This window comes from Nannocystis exedens (assembly GCF_002343915.1).
Taxonomy (GTDB): domain Bacteria; phylum Myxococcota_A; class Polyangia; order Nannocystales; family Nannocystaceae; genus Nannocystis; species Nannocystis exedens.
This window is the reverse complement of sequence record NZ_NETK01000001.1, coordinates 10497000-10514870: the sequence shown is the minus strand read 5'-3', so window position 1 is coordinate 10514870 and position 17871 is coordinate 10497000. Positions and strand designations below refer to the sequence as shown.

General features: G+C 73.2%; 15 protein-coding genes. 7 read left to right on the top strand and 8 right to left on the bottom strand.

The window, feature by feature from the left end:
• Position 1: 1 nt before the first annotated feature.
• From NAEX_RS54125 to NAEX_RS40970, 4 genes are all read right to left on the bottom strand, one after another.
• Positions 2-895, bottom strand: coding sequence for a hypothetical protein (locus tag NAEX_RS54125; protein WP_096332894.1), 894 nt, complete (start codon positions 893-895; stop codon positions 2-4).
• Positions 892-1491 carry a thrombospondin type 3 repeat-containing protein gene (locus NAEX_RS54825; protein WP_170136439.1) on the bottom strand — a complete coding sequence of 200 codons (600 nt, stop codon included), beginning with the start codon at positions 1489-1491 and terminating at the stop codon, positions 892-894. Before NAEX_RS54825 ends, NAEX_RS54125 begins: the two co-directional genes overlap by 4 nt.
• 95 nt (positions 1492-1586) lie before the next feature.
• Entirely contained in the window at positions 1587-4160 is a 2574-nt protein-coding gene (locus NAEX_RS40975) for a hypothetical protein (RefSeq protein ID WP_096332892.1), read from the bottom strand.
• A 140-nt stretch (positions 4161-4300) separates the two neighbouring features.
• A complete protein-coding gene (locus NAEX_RS40970) occupies positions 4301-5119 on the bottom strand; it encodes a TIGR02452 family protein (RefSeq protein WP_096333896.1) in 819 nt (272 codons plus the stop codon).
• Positions 5120-5494: 375 nt separating this feature from the next.
• On the opposite strand from NAEX_RS40970, the gene NAEX_RS51510 reads away from it, so the two are divergent.
• From NAEX_RS51510 to NAEX_RS40960, 3 genes are read left to right on the top strand one after another with little or no spacing between them, the layout of a single operon-like run.
• Positions 5495-6346 (top strand): peptidyl-prolyl cis-trans isomerase, encoded by an 852-nt coding sequence (locus NAEX_RS51510; protein ID WP_170136438.1) that lies wholly within the window; start codon positions 5495-5497, stop codon positions 6344-6346.
• Positions 6343-7434, top strand: a complete 1092-nt coding sequence (locus tag NAEX_RS40965; RefSeq protein ID WP_170136437.1) for a HupE/UreJ family protein — start codon at positions 6343-6345, stop codon at positions 7432-7434. The genes NAEX_RS51510 and NAEX_RS40965 overlap by 4 nt, the downstream gene beginning before the upstream one ends.
• Positions 7435-7481: 47 nt before the next feature.
• Positions 7482-9338: a DUF3604 domain-containing protein gene (locus NAEX_RS40960; RefSeq protein WP_170136436.1), complete on the top strand. Its 1857-nt coding sequence runs from the start codon at positions 7482-7484 to the stop codon at positions 9336-9338.
• A gap of 359 nt (positions 9339-9697) precedes the next feature.
• On the opposite strand, the gene NAEX_RS40955 is transcribed toward NAEX_RS40960, so the two are convergent.
• From NAEX_RS40955 to NAEX_RS40940, 4 genes are all read right to left on the bottom strand, one after another.
• Positions 9698-10477 (bottom strand): hypothetical protein, encoded by a 780-nt coding sequence (locus NAEX_RS40955; RefSeq protein WP_143140684.1) that lies wholly within the window; start codon positions 10475-10477, stop codon positions 9698-9700.
• Positions 10478-10499: 22 nt separating this feature from the next.
• Positions 10500-10724, bottom strand: a complete 225-nt coding sequence (locus tag NAEX_RS40950) for a hypothetical protein (protein WP_096332888.1) — start codon at positions 10722-10724, stop codon at positions 10500-10502.
• A gap of 160 nt (positions 10725-10884) precedes the next feature.
• Complete coding sequence (locus NAEX_RS40945; RefSeq protein WP_170136435.1) at positions 10885-12540, bottom strand: hypothetical protein; 1656 nt, start codon at positions 12538-12540, stop codon at positions 10885-10887.
• Between the two features lie 151 nt (positions 12541-12691).
• Positions 12692-13243: a ferritin-like domain-containing protein gene (locus NAEX_RS40940; RefSeq protein WP_170136434.1), complete on the bottom strand. Its 552-nt coding sequence runs from the start codon at positions 13241-13243 to the stop codon at positions 12692-12694.
• A gap of 62 nt (positions 13244-13305) precedes the next feature.
• Between NAEX_RS40940 and NAEX_RS40935 the strand changes: the two genes are divergently transcribed.
• From NAEX_RS40935 to NAEX_RS40920, 4 genes are all read left to right on the top strand, one after another.
• Positions 13306-14208, top strand: coding sequence for a LysR family transcriptional regulator (locus tag NAEX_RS40935; RefSeq protein WP_170136433.1), 903 nt, complete (start codon positions 13306-13308; stop codon positions 14206-14208).
• 54 nt (positions 14209-14262) lie between these two features.
• The gene (locus NAEX_RS40930) at positions 14263-15738 is read left to right on the top strand and encodes a flavin-containing monooxygenase (protein WP_096332885.1); all 1476 of its coding nucleotides are present in this window, start codon (positions 14263-14265) and stop codon (positions 15736-15738) included.
• 40 nt (positions 15739-15778) lie between these two features.
• Positions 15779-16198 carry a VOC family protein gene (locus tag NAEX_RS40925; protein ID WP_096332884.1) on the top strand — a complete coding sequence of 140 codons (420 nt, stop codon included), beginning with the start codon at positions 15779-15781 and terminating at the stop codon, positions 16196-16198.
• Positions 16199-16484: 286 nt separating this feature from the next.
• A complete protein-coding gene (locus NAEX_RS40920) occupies positions 16485-17708 on the top strand; it encodes an IS110 family RNA-guided transposase (protein WP_096326511.1) in 1224 nt (407 codons plus the stop codon).
• Positions 17709-17871: the final 163 nt, after the last annotated feature.

Genomic DNA, 17871 nt, shown 5'->3' with positions numbered 1-17871 from the left:
CTCACGGGCAGGTCAGGTCGTCGTAGCCGGCCGGGATCGTCGCCACCGCCGCCGCCTTGCCGCTGGCGCCCGCGAGGCCGGCGACGCTCGCGTTGGTCGCCGGGACGGTCCCGCCGGCCCCGCCGTCGACGCGGCGCATGCCGGTGAACGTGTCGGCCGGCGAGAACACCTTGATCCGGCCGCCGCCGCCGCCCCCGCCGCCCCAGGCCCACGTCTCGGACTGATCGCCGAGCGCGTGGCCGCCGTTGCCGCCGCGGGCGTCGAGCGAGCCGGCGCCGAGCACCGCGTCCGCGGCGACCACGATGCCGCCGCCCGAGCCGCCGCCGCCGCCGCCGCGATAACCACAGGCCGAGTTGTCGCCCGGCGGTTCCTCGCCGCGCGCGCTCACCGTCCCGTCGACCTGCACCCAGTCGTTGGCCAGGAGCAGCACCGCTCCGCCGCCGCGGCCGCCGCGGGCGCCCGCGTTGCTGCACCCGCTCGAGTTGCCGGCCGCGCCGCCGCCGGCGCCGATCGCCACGTCCTCGCCCATGTCGGTGCCACCGACCCCGCCCACCGCCCCCGAGCAGTGGGCGATGGTCGCCTGGTCGCAGACGTTGCACGGGTTGTTGAGGCCGTACGAGTTGCCCGGCGCGCCGCCGACCCCGCCGTAGCCCGCGCCCGAGCCGGCCTGCCCCACCGCGTTGCCGGGCCCGCCGCCGCAGCCCTTGCCGGTGCCCTGCCCGCCGAAGCCGCCGGTCGTGAGCTGCGGCGACGGGTCGCCGCCGGCCATGCCCGCGCTGTCGGCGACGACCTTGCCGCTCGCGCCGACCAGGATCGTCTGCGACTTCAGCGTCAGCGTGCCGGTGTTCGGGTCGTTGGCGTACGGCGGCACGGTGACCGTCCCGTCGATCTTCACCCACTGCGCGTACAGTGCGTGCCGCCGAGCTCGATCGTCGCGCCCTCCGGCACGTACAGCACGTCGCCGTTGTCGATCGCTTCCTCGTCGCACAGGTCGCCGACCCCGTCCTGATCGCCGTCGGCCTGGTCCGGGTTCGGATCGTTCACGCAATTGTCGCACGCGTCGCCGGCCCCGTCCTCGTCGCCGTCCTCCTGGCCCGGGTTCGGCGCGTCGACGCAGTTGTCGCTGGCGTCCAGCACCCCGTCGCCGTCGCCGTCGTCCGGGTTGCCGGTGGTGGTCGTCGTGCTCGTGTCCGTGCTGGTCGTCGAGGAGTCCGTCGTCGTCGTGTCCGGCCCGGTCGTCGTCGTCGTGTCCGGCCCGGTCGTCGTCGTCGTCGTGTCCGGCCCGGTCGTCGTCGTCGTGTCCGGGTCGGTCGTCGACGTCGTGGTCGTCGTCGTGTCCGCCTCGGTCGTCGTCGACGTCGCCGTCGTCGACGTCGTCGGCCCCTCGGTCGTCGGCCCCTCGGTCGTCATCGACGTGGTCGACGTCGAGGTCGACGTCGACGTGTCCGGGAGCCCCTCCGTCCCCGCGCTGGAATCACCGCACGCGGCCACGGCCGCGAGAATCCATCCCCACCTGCTCGCATTGTCCATCCAAAGCGTGTCCCCAAACGCCTCCGTCCACGCGACGGAGGCGTTTGGTCACGTCCTCAATGGCACTGCCAGTCGATGTCGCCCGCGAACACGTACATCACCCCCGAGTCGCCGAGGTTGATGTGCGCGAGGCTCTCGTCGAACTGGAACAGGAAGTCCGGATCGACGCCCGGGTCGCCGTCTTGCAGCCAGAGCGGGCCGCCGCCGACGTACCCGGGCGAGCCGTAGACGATCCGGCGCACGCGCTTGGCCGCGCCGGTGAGCTCCCCGCCCGCGAAGATCTGCGCCGGCACGTCGAACACCTCGACGAGCAGCGTCGCCGCGTCCTCCGTCGATCCCGGCGCGCGCCCCAGCTCTTCTTCGCGGGTCCATACCAGCGCGCCGTGGCGGTGGCGCTCGCCCGTGTCGGGGTCGGGCAAGTAGAGCGACAGCGAGCGCACGCCCGGGCGCCGCGCGGCCAGCTCGGGCAGCTGCGCCAGGTCGAGCGTGAGGATGTGCGTCATCGCCTCCTTACGGTCGACCGGCGGCGTCGCCACCCCGCGCGGGGTCCCCCCGATCCGGGCCACCGCGTCCGCGGCCGGCTCGTCCTCGCCGCGGCGCAGGCGGTAGATCCGGACCTTCGGCCCCGGCACGCTCGCCGCCAGCCGCCGCAGCTCCTGCTCCGGCGTCTCGACCGCCTTGCCGAGCCCCTCCTTGATCGCCGCGAACACCGCCGGGGCGAGCGCCCGCTCGAGCTCCTTCATGAACGTGTTCTCGGCCGGCGCGTCGCCGATCGCCCGCAGCAGCGGCGCGACGAGCTCCGGCCCGAACGCTTGCAGCCGCCCGCCCAGCGAGCCGTGGCCGATCGCCTGCGGCTTCGCCATCACTGCCCCCAAGACCATGTCCAAAAGTTCAAGCGGTGCGTCGGGCCGCAACACCTTGACCAGCCGATCGGGCTCGCCGGCGCAGCGCTCGCGGTTGGCGGTGACGATCTTGACCCACCGCTCGAGCGGCAGCTCGTCGAGGAACGCCAGCACCGGGTCGACCTTGCTGCCGCCGTAGCTGAAGCGGATCTGGTCGAGCTGCACGTGCTCGTCGAGGGCGGGGTCCCACGTCTGCCCGGCCGCCGACGCGCGCGCCAGGATGTAGAGGATCCCCTCGCCGAGCCCAGCCTTGACGTCGGGGGCGGTCGCGCGCGCCTGGGCCCGCGCCGCGTACGGCACGATCGCGGGCGAGCAGTACCCGAGCAGCCCGGCGTCGACGTAATTGCCCGCGGCCACCCGCGCGAGCCCCTCCTCGACCCGCGCGGGATCGAAGTGGACGTCGAGGAACGCGATCGCCTTGCCGTACCAGAACTCCTTGGCCAGCGTCTTCCGCAGGATCGCGTGTGTGCGGGCCGGGCCGAGGATCTGCATCACCCCGCGCAGCCGCGTGACGAGCTGCGCCTCGTTCTCGCTCACGCGGTCGAGGTCGATGCGCCCGTCCACCTCGCTCGGGATCGCCTGCCCGGCCGCGTGGGCCCGCTCGACGCCGACGACCGTCAAGATCGTCGCCAGCAGCCGCACGCGCTCCTCGCTGCCGTCGGCCTCCTCGATGGCATCGTCCGGGTCCTCGTCGCTGCCGTCGTCGACGTCGCCGTACGCGTCGAACTCGTCGTCGTCGCCGTACTCGTCGTCGCCGTCCTCGTCGTCCTCGTCGTCGTCGCTCGACCGCGCCGGCTGCTCCGGCTTCACCTGCGGCACCGCGATCTTGAACGGCGCCGTGCCCTCCTCGGCGAGCTTCAGCGCGGCTGCGAACAGGGCCGCCGGCGGATCGGCGCGCGCGTCGAGCACCGTGAACAGCGACTCCGGGTACCACCAGCCGTTGCCGAACAAGTAGATCACGTCCGACAGCGCGGCCAGCCGGAGCCCGGCCAGGCCGTTGCGGCTGATGTCGCCGGAGCGCTCGCGGAACAGCTTCACGCGCGGCAGGATCCACGCCAGCGCCTCCTCGGCCCACGACGACCCGAACCGCGCCGCCAGCTCCTCCACGTGGGCCGTCGACTGCAGCCGCCAGGGCACCAGCTCGCCGTTCTCGATCCACGGGCAGTCCCAGTGGCCGGCCAGGCCGTGCTCGAGGTGATGCGCCACCAGGTGCCGCAGGATCTTCACGCTCGCGTCCGCCGAGATCGTCTCGCCGGCGCGGCGGCGGACGAAGTCGATCGCCAGCTGGAGGTTCTCCGGCAGCTCGTCGCGCACGGCCAGCACCGCCGCCGGGTCGACGACGTACGCGGCCGTGATCAGATCGTTCACGGCGGTGAGGACCCCGGGCGTGAACGTGGCCCAGGTGCGCGCCTGGCCCTTGTCGAGCACGCCCATGTCGGGGGGCAGGCGGCGCAGCACCGCGATGATGTCGGATGCCGACGCGTCGCGGGTGTTCTCGCCGAGGATCCGGAGGATGCCGGCGGACTGCACCGTCTGCAGCGCGAGGCCGTGGCGCACCAGGTGCCACAACAGCGGCGCCGCCTGGTCGGCGCTCTTCCACAACAAGTTGTTGTGCTTGAAGCCGTTGGGGTCGCCGAGCTTGTCGAGCTTCTGGCCGAGCGAGCGCAGCTTCTTCTCGGTCAGCTCGCCGTACGCGGGGATGGTCGACTTGGGGGGAGTCTTCTTCATCGCCGCCAGCGATACCAGAACGGCGGCCGACGCGCAGCCCACGCGGGGGCCGTCATCCGCCCGCGCTCCTCATGGCTCGCGACATCCGTGTCGCGCTTGCAGCTCGCACATCCGATCGCGTCCAGGGCCGCCCCCGGCGCTCATCCGAACACGCGCTCGAACGCCTGCAGCGTGGCCCTCTCGCGGCTCCTGTCGTAGATCGCGAACACCACCCGGGCGAACGAGCGGGCGTAGGTCGTGCGCAGCAGGTCGGCGAACACCTGCGCCACTTCCTTCGGGTCGTTGCGGAACACCCCGCAGCCCCACGCCCCGAGCACCAGCGTGTGCTGCCCGTGGCGCGCCAGCACCCGCAGCACCCGTTCCGCGCGGCGCCGGAGCGCGGTCGAGACGTCGGCGCGACCGTGCGGCTGGCGGCGCAGGTGCTCGCCGGCGTTGGGGGCTGGCGCCGTCACGATGCCGACGTGGAACGGCCGGTCGAGCAGGTCGAGCCGCTCGTCGCGGAAGAACGGCACGCCCGGCGACCAGATGACGTGGTCGGTGTAGAGCACCGACTCGTCGGCGCGGTTGACGTCGTAGTACTCGCGGGCCTCGAGCAGGCAGTGGTAGAGCGCCGAGCAGCGGGCGAGATCCTCCTCCTGCGCCTTGGCCCCGCCGAGGAACCCGCCGCCTGGGTTGCGCGCCGAGGCGAAGTTGAGCGCCGCGACCTCGGCCACGCCCTCCTGCTCGACGAGCTTGCGGGCCGCGCTGCCGGTCGTGTCGGCCCACACCTCGATCTTCGCCCCCTGCCCCGACCCGGCCGGGATCGGCAGGTCGTCGAAGTCGCGGGGCCGGTACAGCACCGTCCCGCGCTGCGCCGCCGCGACCGCCTCCGCGATCGACACCACCTGTCCCGAAGGACCGGTGTAACTCCCGCGCTCGACGATCGCCACCGTCTCCTTGGCCAACCCTGCGAGTGACATGCCGGGGATCGTACGCCAGCCGATGCCGCGTGCCACCCGCACGCGATCGACCCTGCCGGGGCCGGGCACACGCGTACCCTCGGCGCAGGACCGCGTCGGAGTCTTGCGGCTGCGCTCGCAACCGAAACCGCCCGACTTCCCCCGCGCCCTCCACCGCGCCGGCTCGCCTCGGCGCCGAGCTGCGCTGCGCTCACGACCGAACCCTTTCGACCTCCTGCTCCCCGCTCCCGGCCCAGCCGCCCTCGGCTCTCCGCTCCCGCGCCCGGCTGCGGCTGCGCTCACGGCCGGATGGCCCTCGGCGAGCCGTCCTCGCCTCGACACGCTTCGGCATCGGCCCTTGCTCGCGCGGCCGCCGGCGAGGGACACTCTCGCGCATTGATCCGGCGCCTCCTCCGCGAACCGCTCGTCCAATTCCTCGTCGTGGGGCTGGCCCTGTTCGCCCTGCACGCGCGCGTCCGCCCCGATCTCGATCGGGCCATGCGCGTCGATCCCGGCCGCGTCGAATCGACCCGCGCCGGCCTGGCCGAGCGGCTCGGGCGCGCCCCGGACGAGGGCGAGCTCGCGGCGGCCCTGCGCGACGCGCTCGACGACGAGCGCATGGTCCGCGAGGCCGTGCGCCTCGGCCTCGATCGCGACGACCCGATCGTGCGGCGGCGCCTGATCCAGAAGCTGCGCCTCGCTTACGAGTCGACCGCCGACGTCGACGAATTCGACGACGCCGCCTTGCTCGCCCTGCGCGACGCCGAGCCGGCCCGCTACTCCGCGCCGGCCCGGCTCGCCCTGACCCAGGTCCTCGCCGCGCGCGGCCGTCACCCCGACCCCGAGGCCGCCGCGCGCGAGCTGGTGCGCCAGCTCGCCGCCGGGGCCGATCCGGGCGCGCTCGGCGATCCGGGCCCGCACGCCCGCCGCTTCGGCCTGCGCCCCGCCGGCGACTACGCCGGCATGTTCGGGCCCGAGTTCGCGGCTGCGCTTGCGGACATGCCCGAAGGGACATGGACGATCGTCCCGTCGCAGCTCGGCGCCCACGCCGTCCGCATCGACGCCCGCGCCGCCGCCGAGCTGCTGCCCCTGCCCGCCGCGCGCCCGCGGCTGGAGGCCGACCTGGCCGAGCGCCGGCGCGCCGAGGCCGTCCGGGCCGCCCTCGACGACCTGCGCCGCAGCGACCCCGCCGACCTCACGGCCCTGCCGGCCGACCTCGCCGCCGCGCTCGCGGAGCACGACCTGTGAGCGCACCTCGCCCCGCCGCCGGGACACATGTCCCTTCGGCCATCCCCGCGCCGCCCGGAGGTCGCTCGATCTCGGCCGTATCTGCGCCGCTCGAGACACCTGTCCCTTCGGACACCTCTGGTTGGACGGGGACCGCCCCGGCCGTCGCCGCCCTGGCCTGCGCCGCCGCGCTGCTCGCCGCCCCCGCCGCGCACGCCCACGAGTTCCGCCCGGCGGTGCTCGTGCTCGAGGAGGCCGCCGACGGCCGCGTCGACGGGCGCCTCGAGCGCCAGCCCGAGCCCGACGCCCGCGACCTCGTCGTCGAGCTCCCGCCGCACTGTCGCGCGCTCCCGGCCGCCCCGGGCCGCCTGCGCGCCGACTGCGGCCTCGACGGTCTGCGCGGTCCGCTGACCGTGACCGGCCTCGAGCGCGGCGAGCTGATCGTCCGCCTGCGGCGCCCGGGAGCTGGCCTTTCGACCCTGGTCCTGCGGCCAGGTCGGACCACGGCCCCCCTGGACCCGGACCCTGGCCCGCCGCCGGGCTACCTCGCGCTCGGCGTCGAGCACATCCTCGGCGGCGCCGACCACCTGCTCTTCGTCGCCGGCCTCACCCTGCTCGTGCGCCCGGCGCTGCGCCTCGCCGGCGCGCTCACGGCCTTCACCGCGGCGCACAGCCTGACCCTCGCGCTCGCGGCCCTCGGCCTGCTCGCGCTGCCGCAGCCGCCGGTCGAGGCCTGCATCGCCGTCTCCCTGGTGCTGCTCGCCCGCGCCCTCGCCCGCGACGAGCGACCCTCGGCCGGAGCGGCCTGGCGCCTCGCCGCCGCCTGCGGCCTGCTCCACGGCCTCGGCTTCGCCGGCGCGCTCGCCGAGGTCGGCCTGCCGCCCGGCGCCGCCGTGCCGGCGCTGCTCGCCTTCAACGCCGGCGTCGAGCTCGGCCAGCTGCTCGTCGCCGTCGTCGTGCTCGCCCTCGCCGCCCTCGCCCGCGCCGTCCTCGCGGCCCTGCCCGCCCGCGCTCGCGCCCCGCTGCGCGCCCTCCCGGCCCTCGTCCTCGGCGGCGTCGCCGTCGCCTGGACCCTGGAGCGCGTCCTCGCCTTCTGGAGCCCCGCATGACTCGCCAGCCCCTTCAGACATGCTCTTCAAACCATGTCGCATCGGCCATGTCCCTCGCGGCATGCCTGATCGGCCCGCTCGCCTGCCGGGCCGAGCCGGAGCCGTTCGTCGACCGCCGCGAGCCGTGCAGCGACCGCAACCCGCAGCGCAACCTCTACTTCGGCGACCTCCACGTCCACACCTCGTACTCGTTCGACGCCTGGATCAACGACGTCCGCACCGACCCGGCCGGCGCCTACAAATTCGCCCGCGGCGAGGAGGTCGCGGGGCAGCGGCTCGCGCGCCCGCTCGACTTCGCCGCCGTCACCGATCACGCCGAGTACCTGGCCGAGGTCGAGGGCTGCACCACCCCCGGCTCCGCCGTCTACGACAGCGCGCGCTGCAAGGACTTCCGCGCCGGCACCACCGCGGCGCTGGTCAACTTCGGCCTCGGCCTCGACGGCGACGAGGCCTCGCGCTGGGACGACCTGTGCGGCCAGGGCGGGCTCGACTGCGAGGCGCGGGCCGGCGCGGTGTGGACGCGCGTGCAGGAGGCCGCGGAGGCCGCCTACGACCGCACCTCCGCCTGCCGGTTCACCAGCTTCGTCGCCTACGAGTGGTCCGGCTCGCGCATGCTGTCGAACCTCCACCGCAACGTCATCTTCCGCTCGAGCCGCGTGCCCGCGCTGCCGGTCACGCACTTCGAGGCGCCGACCGCCGGCGAGCTGTGGCGGCGCCTGCAGGGCGAGTGCCGCGACGGCGTCGACGGCTGCGAGGTGCTGGCGATCCCGCACAACAGCAACTGGTCGAACGGCAACCTGTTCACGCCGGAGCTCCCGGCCGGCACCGACGAGGCGGAGCTCGCCGAGGTCCGCGCCGACCTCGAGCCGCTGCTCGAGATCTACCAGCACAAGGGCGACTCCGAGTGCTCGCGCGGGGTCGCCGGCCTCGGCCCGCCCGACGAGCTGTGCGACTTCGAGAAGCTGCGCGTGCTGCCCTTCGACGACTGCGGCGGCGGCACCGGCAGCCAGGGCATGGTCGGCCGCGGCTGCGTCTCGCGCCTCGACTTCCTGCGCGGGATCCTCCTCGCCGGCCTCGGCGCCGAGCAGCGCCTCGGCGTCAACCCGTTCCGCCTCGGCGTCATCGCCAGCACCGACACCCACAACGGCACGCCCGGCAACGTCGAGGAGGCGACCTACCCCGGTCACTTCGGCACCCGCGAGAGCGACCCGACCGCGCGCCTCACCGGCAACGTCCCCGCCGGCGCACGCAACGGCCCCGGCGGCCTCGTCGCCGTGTGGGCCGAGGAGAACAGCCGCGAGGCGATCTGGGACGCCCTCCGCCGCCGCGAGGTCTACGGCACCAGCGGCCCGCGTATGGCCGTGCGCGTGTTCGGCGGCTGGGACCTCCCCGACGACCTGTGCGGCGCCGGCGACTTCGTCGCGGCGGCCGAGCGGGGCGGCGTGCCGATGGGCGCGATCCTGCCCGAACGGACAGGTTCTTCGGGGCCGGTCATCGCCGTCAGCGCGCAGATGGACCCCGGCAGCGCCGGCGCACCCGGGTCGCGGCTCGAGCGGATCCAGGTGATCAAGGGCTGGCAGGACGCCGACGGGGTCGGCCAGATCGCCGTCGTCGACGTCGCCGGCGGCCCCGACGGCTCCGTCGTCGACGAGGCGACCTGCGCCGCCGAGCAGCGCGGTTCGGCCCTCCTGTGCGGCGTCTGGCGCGACCCAGACTTCGACCCCGCGCGCCCCGCCTTCTACTACGTGCGCGTGCTCGAGGACCCGGTGTGCCGCTGGAGCTGGCGCGACTGCCTCGGCCTCCCCGAGGACGCGCGCCCGCCCGCGTGCAGCGACCCGACCCTCCCGCGCACGATCCAGGAGCGCGCCTGGACCAGCCCGATCTGGTACTCGCCGGGCGCTTGACGCATCCGGACAGGTTCTTCAGGACATGCTCCGAAAACTCGTAAATCCTCATTGCCTGAATTTCAGGACACGGCGATCGAGACATGTCCTGAAGAACATCCACGGCGCGTGAAGACGCGGTGCGGACGCGGCCGCCCACGAGGCCGACACACGCGGCCGCGCCGCTCCGCCTGTCCCTCGGGACATCTCGATGTCCGAGGCCGACGCACGCGGCCGCGCCGCTCCGTCTGTCCCTCGGGACAGCTCGACGTCCGGCAGGCCGGCGTCGGCGTGTCGAACGCCGTCACCTCGGCGGCTCGTGCCCCGCCGCGGCGGGGCACGGGTCGCCCGGGTGGACGGCAGGATCGAGCCGACCCTGCTTACTTGCCCGCGGTCTCCGGCTTGGCCTTCTCGTTCGCCTTGCCGTTCTTCGCGTTCCCCGAGCCCTTGTCGTCGGGCGCCTTGCCCTCCGCGCCGGCCTTGCCGGGCGGCTCCTTGTCGCCCGGCGCCTTTCCTTCGGCCGCCCCGGCGCCGTTCGGCCCCTTGTCGCCGGGAGCCTTGCCCTCGGCGGCGTCCTGGCCCGGCGGGCCCTTGTCATCCGGCCCCTTGCCGTCGGGCCCCTTGCCGTCGGGCCCCTTGCCTTCGGGCCCCTTGCCCTCCGGCCCCTTGTCGTCCGCGGGCCCGCCGTGCGGCGGTCCGTCGCTCTTCGCCTCCGGCCCCTTGCCCTCCGGCGGACCTTTCCCTTCGGACTTGCCCTTGCCCTTGCCGCGCGCCGCGTGCTCCTCGCGGATCGCCGCCGCCAGGTCACGCCCGCGCAGGCCGGCGTCGAGCTTGGCCTGCACGAACGCGCCGAAGTTGTCGACGGGGCCGTGATCGCGGGTAGCCTTGGCCGCCTCGTCGAGCACCTCGGCCGCGTCGCCGGCCGGCAGCTTCTTGTCCTTGGCCGCCTTCAGCCCCGCCTTGACCTCGCCCTCGCCGACGCCGGCCTTGCGCAGCGCCTGGGCCTTCAGCGGCAGCGTGAGCGCGCCGAGGATCCGCTCGTTGGGGGTGCGCCGGTCGGCGGCGCTCTCGCTCGCCTCGATCGCGGCCGGGGCCGCGTGGGCCACCATCGGCGCGGCGACGAGGCCGATCGCAAATGCATGAAGGATCATGGATCGCACGGGAAACCTCCTCGATTCGTCGCTACTTCTTCTGCAAACCGGCCTCGAACTGCTCCGCCATCGCGGGATCGCTGGCGATCTCGTACATCAGCGCCTCCCACTGATCGGCGGTCATCTGATGCGCGCCGAGGATTTTCTCCGCCTCATCGGGTTTTTCGCGGATCTCCTTGGCGATCGTCACCGCCTGGTCGACCTTGCCGGCAGAGCCTCCGCAAGCGACGACGAGCGCGAGAAGTACGGGAACCATTGCACGTATCATGAGCGAGTCCTCGCGCCTGGGACCGCTCCGCCGGCCCGGGTTCCAACTCGGGCGAGCTCGCGGTCCGGACGCGCTCGTGCAGTCACGAGCCCCTCGGCCTCGCTCGGCGCGCGGCGACGCCGGCCGCCGCGCGCCGCTCCTCACCAATTCACTGCGGCACGACCACCACGCAGCAGCCCGTCTGGCAGAACTCGCCCTCGGGGCACTCGGCGGTGTCGACGCAGGGCGTCACGCCGGGCTCGCAGGTCGGCATCCCGTTGCACTCGGGCGGCAGGTCGTCGGCGTCCTGGCCGAAGCACACCTCGCACATCTCCGGCTCGCACTGGTTCGCGCACTGCGGGAAGAACGTGCAGCTGTTGCACGCGTCGAGGTTGTCGAGGCTGCAGTCGGGGTTCGAGTTGAGGTAGACGAACTGGTCGCCGATCTGGCAGCAGCCGAAGCAGTCGCAGCCGTTCGGGATCAGCGGCACGCAGACGTCGAGGCACTGGGCCGGCACCTTGGGCGTGCACATCTTCAGCGACGGGTCGAAGCCGCAGCCGATGTCGGCCCCCGGGTTCTGCATGTCGCACTTGAGGTTCCACTCGCATTGATCGTTGCCGACGCCGCTGTCCGCGTCCCAGTAGCAGTCGGACTTGCAGTCGAGGTTCTGCCCGGGGAGGCTGGTCTGGTACGACGACTCGTCGTCGTCGCACGGCGTCGTGCACTCCGGGTCGGCCAGGTCGATCGCGCCGTCGCCGTCGTCGTCGACGCCGTTGCCGCACTTGTAGAGCTTGTTCCCGCACATCAGCTCTTCGTGGCAGGTCGCGCTGCAGCCGTCGAGGCCGAGCGTGTTGCCGTCGTCGCAGGTCTCGTTCGGACCGTCGAGGCCGTCGCCGCACACGTCGAGCTCGCAGTCGGCGTGGCACTGCTTGTCGTCGCCGTTGTTCGCGCCGTCGTCGCACGCCTCGCCGGGGCCCTTGTCGCCGTCGCCGCACACGTTGTTCTTGCAGGTGGCGAGGCAGGCCTGGTTCGGCCCGTTGCTCGCCCCCTCGTCGCACTGCTCGACGCCGGCGTGGATTAGCCCGTCGCCGCAGCTGGCCGCCTGGCAAACGGACGTACACGCGCCCGCGTCCGAGTTCGCGTTGCCCTCGTCGCACCCCTCGCCGTCCGACACGATCGCGTCGCCGCAGATCGGCGTCGTACACGCGTTCGTGCACGCGTCGGTGTCGACGGCGTTGCCGTCGTCGCACGCCTCGCCGTCCTGCACGCTGCCGTCGCCGCAGCTCGCCAGAGCGCACTGCGCGGTGCAGGCGTCCCCGTCGTCGAGGTTGCCGTCGTCGCAGCCCTCGCCCGGACCTTGATCGCCGTCGCCGCAGACGTTGCTCTTACACGTGCCCAGACACGCCTTGCCCGGCCCGTTGTCGGCGCCGGCGTCGCACTCCTCGCCCGCCTGGACCACCCCGTCGCCGCAGACCGGCAGCTCGCAGAGGTGGTTGCAGGCGTCGTCGGGCACCAGGTTGCCGTCGTCGCAGGCCTCTCCTTCATCGACCTCGCCGTCGCCGCAGACCGCCGGGTCCGGCCCGGTCGTCGTCGACGTCGTCGTCCCGCCGGTCGAACCATCGGTGGTGGTGGTCGTCGCTACGCCGGTCGTCGGCGAACCCTCGGTCGCTCCGCCGGTCCCGCCCTCGGTCGACTCGGTCGTCGTCGGCGCGGGCGAACCGGTGGAGTCGGCGGTGCTGGCCTCGGGAGACGACGTACTCGTCGTCTGCGGCCCCGCGGCGGTGGTGTCGGAAGAGGTGCTCGCGGGGCCTCCGCAAGCCAACAAGCACCCACTCAGCGCAATACACACGGACACGATTCGACGGACCATCGGCCTTTTGACAATCCGTGCCCGCCGAATTTCCACGACGATCGCCACACCGTTCGCGAGCGCAAAAGAACATGTCTCCGAGGACAGACCGGCCGCGCGCCGCGCGTCACGCCTCGAGCCCGAGCACCGCGAGCCCGAGTTCGTGGGCCGCTCCGGTCGCCGCGAGGCTCGCGGGCGTCGCCAGCGAGCGGAAGGCTCGCTCATGAAAACGCTCTTGCGGCAAGATCCTGGCGAACACCTCGCGGATGTCCGGCGGCGCCGCCGCATCGCCGGCGATCGCCTCGATCCGCGCCAGCCGCATCGCCTCCGCGTGCGCCCCGACGGCGCAGCCCGTCTCGAGATCGACGACCGCGGGCAGCGTCTGCTTCCAGTAGCGCGCCTCGGGCGCCCCGACCACCACCGGCGCCAGGCCGCGCGCGTGGAGCAGCTCGCCCACCCAGTCGGCGTGGTCCCGCTCCTGCCCGGCGATGACCGTCAGCAGACGGTGGGCCCGGCTGCCCGGGGCCGCGTGGGCGTCGCGCAGGGCGAGGATCCGCCGCGCGGCCGTGACCTCGCCGCGGTACTGCGCGAACAGCCAGGCGTGGAGGCGCGAGGGGTCGGTCCGGGTCTCGGCCCACCAGGCAGCCGAGGTGCGAGGGGCTGAATCGACGGTGTGCATGCCGCCAGGGTGGCCCCGCGAACTATCGGCGTCGACTAGAATGCATCGATATGTCATCGGTCGTGCCGATACTCGACGGCGAGCTGCTGCGCGCGTTCGTGGCCTTCGCCGACGCCCTCAACTTCACCCGCGCGGCCCGGGTCGTCGGTTTGTCGCAGCCGGCCCTGTTCGAGCGGATCGCCCGCCTCGGCCAGGAGGTCGGCGCGGCCCTGTACGAGCGCGAGGGCCGGCAGCTGCGGCTCACCGACGCGGGCGTGCGCGTGGCGGCGTTCGCCCGCGAGGAGCTGGCGCGCACGCAGGACTTCCTCGCCGAGCTGCGCGGCGAGGCCCGCCGCGAGCGCGTCGTCCTGGCCGCCGGCGAGGGCGCATACCTCTACCTGCTGGGCCCGGCCTTGCGGGCCTTCGCGCGCGACGAACCCGACGCCACGCTGTGCCCGCTCACCCGCGGCGGCCCCGATGCCGCCGAGGCCGTGCGCGAGGGCGCGGCCCACCTCGCGGTCGGCGTCGTCGACCTCGTGCCCGAAGAGCTGGTCGCCCGCGATCTCCTGCGCACGCCGCTGTGCGTGGCCATGTCGGCCGGCCACCGCCTGGCTCGACGCCGCCGCGTGCGGCTGGCCGATCTGGCCGGCGAACGCCTCGTCCTCGCCCCGCCGGGCCAATCGCACCGCGCCTTCGTCGGCCGCGCGCTGGCCGGCCTGCCCGACGCCGCCGCGCCGCCGATCGAGGCCGACGGCTGGCCGCTGATGCTCCACCTCGCGGGCCTCGGCCTCGGCGTCGCCGTCGTCAACGGCATCTGCGGCCTGCCGCGCGGCGCGGTCGCGCGGCCGGTGCCCGAGCTCGGCCACGTCACGTACCGCCTCATGTGGCGGCGCGGCGCGACCTTGCCGCCCGCGGCGTCGCGGCTGCGCGACCGACTCCTCGCCCTCGACGGCCGCACCGCGTCGCGCGCCGCGAGACCGACGTGAACGTCTCCGCGCGCCCCCAGGCCCGTCGCCGCACCCCACGCTACACTGCGCCCGATGTCCGACTCCGCTGCCAGCGCTCCCCGCGACGTCGACGTGGTCATCGTCGGCGCCGGCTTCTCCGGCCTGTGCATGGCGATCCAGCTGCGCCGCGTCGGCATCACCGACTTCGTCGTGCTCGAGAAGGCCGACCGCGTCGGCGGCACCTGGCGCGACAACACCTACCCCGGGGCGGCCTGCGACATCCCCTCGCACCTCTACTCGTACTCGTTCGAGCAGAACCCGAACTGGACCCGGGCCTTCCCGCTGCAGTCGGAGATCCAGCAGTACCTCGAGCGCTGCGCCGACAAGTACGACGTCCGCCGTCACATCCGCTTCGGCGCCGAGGTCGACCACGCCGAGTTCGACCGCGCCGCCGGGCGCTGGCACGTCCGCACCCGCGCGGGCGAGCGGCTCTCCGCCCGCGCCCTCGTGCTCGGCAACGGCGCCCTCCACCTGCCCGCCTACCCCGAGCTGCGCGGGCTCGACACGTTCGCCGGCAAGACCTTCCACTCGGCCCGCTGGGACCACGGCTACGACCTGTCCCAAAAGACCGTCGCGGTCATCGGCACCGGCGCCAGCGCGATCCAGTTCGTGCCGCAGATCGCCCCGGTCGTGCAGCGCCTGCACCTGTTCCAGCGCACCCCGGCGTGGGTCGTGCCCAAGCCCGACCACCCGATCGGCGAGCTCGCGCGCAGGGTCTACGCCCGCGTGCCCGCCCTGCAGCGGCTGGTGCGGAACGGCCTCTACTGGCAGCACGAGGCGCGCGCGTTCGCCTTCCTGCGGCCCAAGGTCATGCGCCTGGTCGAGCCGCTGGCGCGCAAGCACGTGCAGCGCCAGATCGCCGACCCCGGCCTGCGCGCCCGCCTGTCGCCCGACTACCGCATGGGCTGCAAGCGCGTCCTGATCTCCAACGACTTCTACCCGGCGCTGACGCGGCCGAACGTCGAGCTCGTCACCGACCCGATCGACCGCGTCGAGCCGACCGGCGTGCGCACCCAGGACGGCGCCTTGCGCGAGGTCGACGCCATCATCCTCGGCACCGGCTTCCGCGCCACCGAGTATCTCTCGGCGGTCCGGATCGTCGGGGTCGACGGCCAGGAGCTGAACGAGCGCTGGCGCGGCCAGCCCGAGACGTACCTCGGGATCACCGTCTCGGGCTTCCCGAACCTGTACCTGCTGATGGGCCCGGGCACCGGCCTCGGTCACAACTCGATGATCTTCATGATCGAGGCCCAGGTCCGCTACGCCCTGCAGTGCATCGCCACCCTGCGCGACCGCAACCTGCGCATGCTCGACGTCCGCCCCGAGGTCCAGACCGCCTTCGCCAGCGAGCTCTACGAGCGGCTCGGCCGCACGGTGTGGTCGTCCGGCTGCAAGAGCTGGTACCAGACCGCCGACGGTCGGGCCGCCGCGCTGTGGCCTGGCTTTACGGTCAGCTACTGGCTGCGCACCCGGCAGCTCGACCTGCGCGACTACCAGCCCGTCGCCTGAAGCGGCGTTGCGCGCGCCGGGCGATCGGCTACGGTGGGGCATGCAGCTCCACCGCGGCCGACTCATCGATCACATCCAACTCGTCGTCGCCGACCTCCCCGCGGCCAAGCGCTTCTACGGCGCGGTGCTCGGCGCCCTCGGCCTCCCGCGCTGCGGCGAGGGCGACGACCACGTGTGGTACGACGAACTCTACATCTCCACCGCCGAGAGCAAGGCCGCCATGGGCCAGCTGACCGGCCGGGTCCACCTCGCCTTCCAGGCCCCCGACCGCGGCGCCGTCGACCGCTTCCACACCGCCGGCCTGGCGGCAGGCGGCCGCGACAACGGCGCCCCCGGCGAGCGCTCCTACCACCCGGGCTACTACTCGGCGTTCCTCCTCGACCCCGAGGGCAACAACATCGAGGCGGTCTACCACGGCCCCGCCAAGTTCTCGGCCCGCTCGGTCGTCGTCGACTTCTGAGTTACCCACCGGCTGGCGCCGACCCGCGGGGATGAAACGGCCCTGGAACCCTCGCGGGAGGCCGATGGCGGGCTTGGCGCGGATTCGCACACTGGGTTAGCTTTGCCGCGAATGCCGGCAAAGAGGTCGTTCACGCACTGGCGCAGGGTGAGCCCGTTTCTGAGTTGGACCGGAGGGCCCGTGAGCACCCTTGTTTGCGAGCAGCGGGTCCTGGGACTCGCTGGAGCGCGTTTGAGAGACTTCGAGTTAGGGGCCCTCGCGCCGGCGTTCTTCACGGAGGAACGTCATGGAAGTGATGTACGGGACGTGCGCGGGCATGGATGTCCACAAGGACAGCATCGTCGCCTGCGTGCGGTGCATGAAGGGCAACAAGGTCGACCGGGAGGTTCGAACCTTCGGCACGAGCACTTCGGAGTTGATCGGGCTGGGCGATTGGCTCGAGGACCGCGGCTGCGTCATCGCAGTGATGGAGGCGACGGGCGTGTACTGGAAGCCCGTCTGGGCCGTGCTCACGGGCCGTGTCGAGCTGGTGCTGGCGAACGCGCACGAAGTCCGCAACGTGCCCGGGCGCAAGACCGACATGAACGACGCGATGTGGCTCGCGGACTTGATCGCACACGGGCTCGTGCGCGCGAGCTTCGTGCCACCCGAGCCGATCGCGGATCTGCGGGACTTGACCCGGACGCGGAAGCAGCTCTCGCGCGAGGTCGTCGAGCACACGCAGCGGATCCAGAAGGTGCTGGAGACCTGCAACATCAAGCTCGCGTCGGTCGCCTCCAACATCCTCGGGAAGAGCGGGCGGGCGATGCTCGAGGCGATGGTCGCCGGCGAGAGCGACCCGGAGAAGCTCGCGGGGCTTGCTCGTGGGACGCTGAAGGCCAAGCGCGGCAAGCTCATGGAGGCGCTCCACGGCCGCGTGCGCGACCATCACCGGATGCTCATCTCGACGCATCTCCGGCTCATCGACGCCCTGCAGGCGTCGATCGCCGATGTCGAGAAGCGGATCGAGGCCGAGCTCCGCCCTTTTTCTGAAGCCGTCGAACTGCTCCAGACGATCCCTGGAGTCGGAACGACGGCCGCGCAGGCCATCATCGCGGAGGTCGGCGTCGATATGAACCGCTTCCGCTCGGCCGGTCACCTGCGCTCCTGGGCAGGTCTGTGTCCACGCATGGACGAGAGCGCCGGCAAGCGCCGCTCCAACCGCATGCGCAAGGGCAACGCGTGGCTCAAGACGATGCTTATCCAGTGTGCCTGGTCGAGCATCCGCGGGGAGGGCTATCTCCGGGCGCTCTTCCTCCGCGTCCGAGCGCGGCAAGGCAAGAAGAAGGCGATCGGAGCCGTTGCCGCGGCGATCCTCACCGCAGTCCACGGGATCCTCCGCGACCACGAGCCCTACCGCGACCTCGGTGCCGAGCACTTCAACCGCAACGACCGCCAGCGCACCGCATCACGACTCGCGCGCCGCATCCGCAGCCTCGGCTACGAAGTCGAGATGCGCCCGGCGGCCTGATCGTCCGCGCCCCGCAGGCCTGGGCCCCGCGACGAGAAGACGTCCTGCGAACCAGGCCCGGGCCGCGCGGAGAGGGCCGTTTCTTGAGAGGCGCCAAGGACATGTCTTGACCGACATGTCCTTTCGCACATGGCGTGAGGAGTATGCCCTTTCGGGCATGTCC

What these genes read in the sequence shown, in the direction of transcription:
- NAEX_RS40960 (WP_170136436.1), top strand. Translation starts at nt 7,482, where the DNA reads ATGTCCCTCGCGGCATGCCTGATCGGCCCGCTCGCCTGCCGGGCCGAG.
- NAEX_RS40940 (WP_170136434.1), bottom strand. Translation starts at nt 13,243, where the DNA reads ATGCACACCGTCGATTCAGCCCCTCGCACCTCGGCTGCCTGGTGGGCC.
- NAEX_RS40970 (WP_096333896.1), bottom strand. Translation starts at nt 5,119, where the DNA reads ATGTCACTCGCAGGGTTGGCCAAGGAGACGGTGGCGATCGTCGAGCGC.
- NAEX_RS40975 (WP_096332892.1), bottom strand. Translation starts at nt 4,160, where the DNA reads ATGAAGAAGACTCCCCCCAAGTCGACCATCCCCGCGTACGGCGAGCTG.
- NAEX_RS40920 (WP_096326511.1), top strand. Translation starts at nt 16,485, where the DNA reads ATGGAAGTGATGTACGGGACGTGCGCGGGCATGGATGTCCACAAGGAC.
- NAEX_RS40950 (WP_096332888.1), bottom strand. Translation starts at nt 10,724, where the DNA reads ATGGTTCCCGTACTTCTCGCGCTCGTCGTCGCTTGCGGAGGCTCTGCC.
- NAEX_RS40925 (WP_096332884.1), top strand. Translation starts at nt 15,779, where the DNA reads ATGCAGCTCCACCGCGGCCGACTCATCGATCACATCCAACTCGTCGTC.
- NAEX_RS40930 (WP_096332885.1), top strand. Translation starts at nt 14,263, where the DNA reads ATGTCCGACTCCGCTGCCAGCGCTCCCCGCGACGTCGACGTGGTCATC.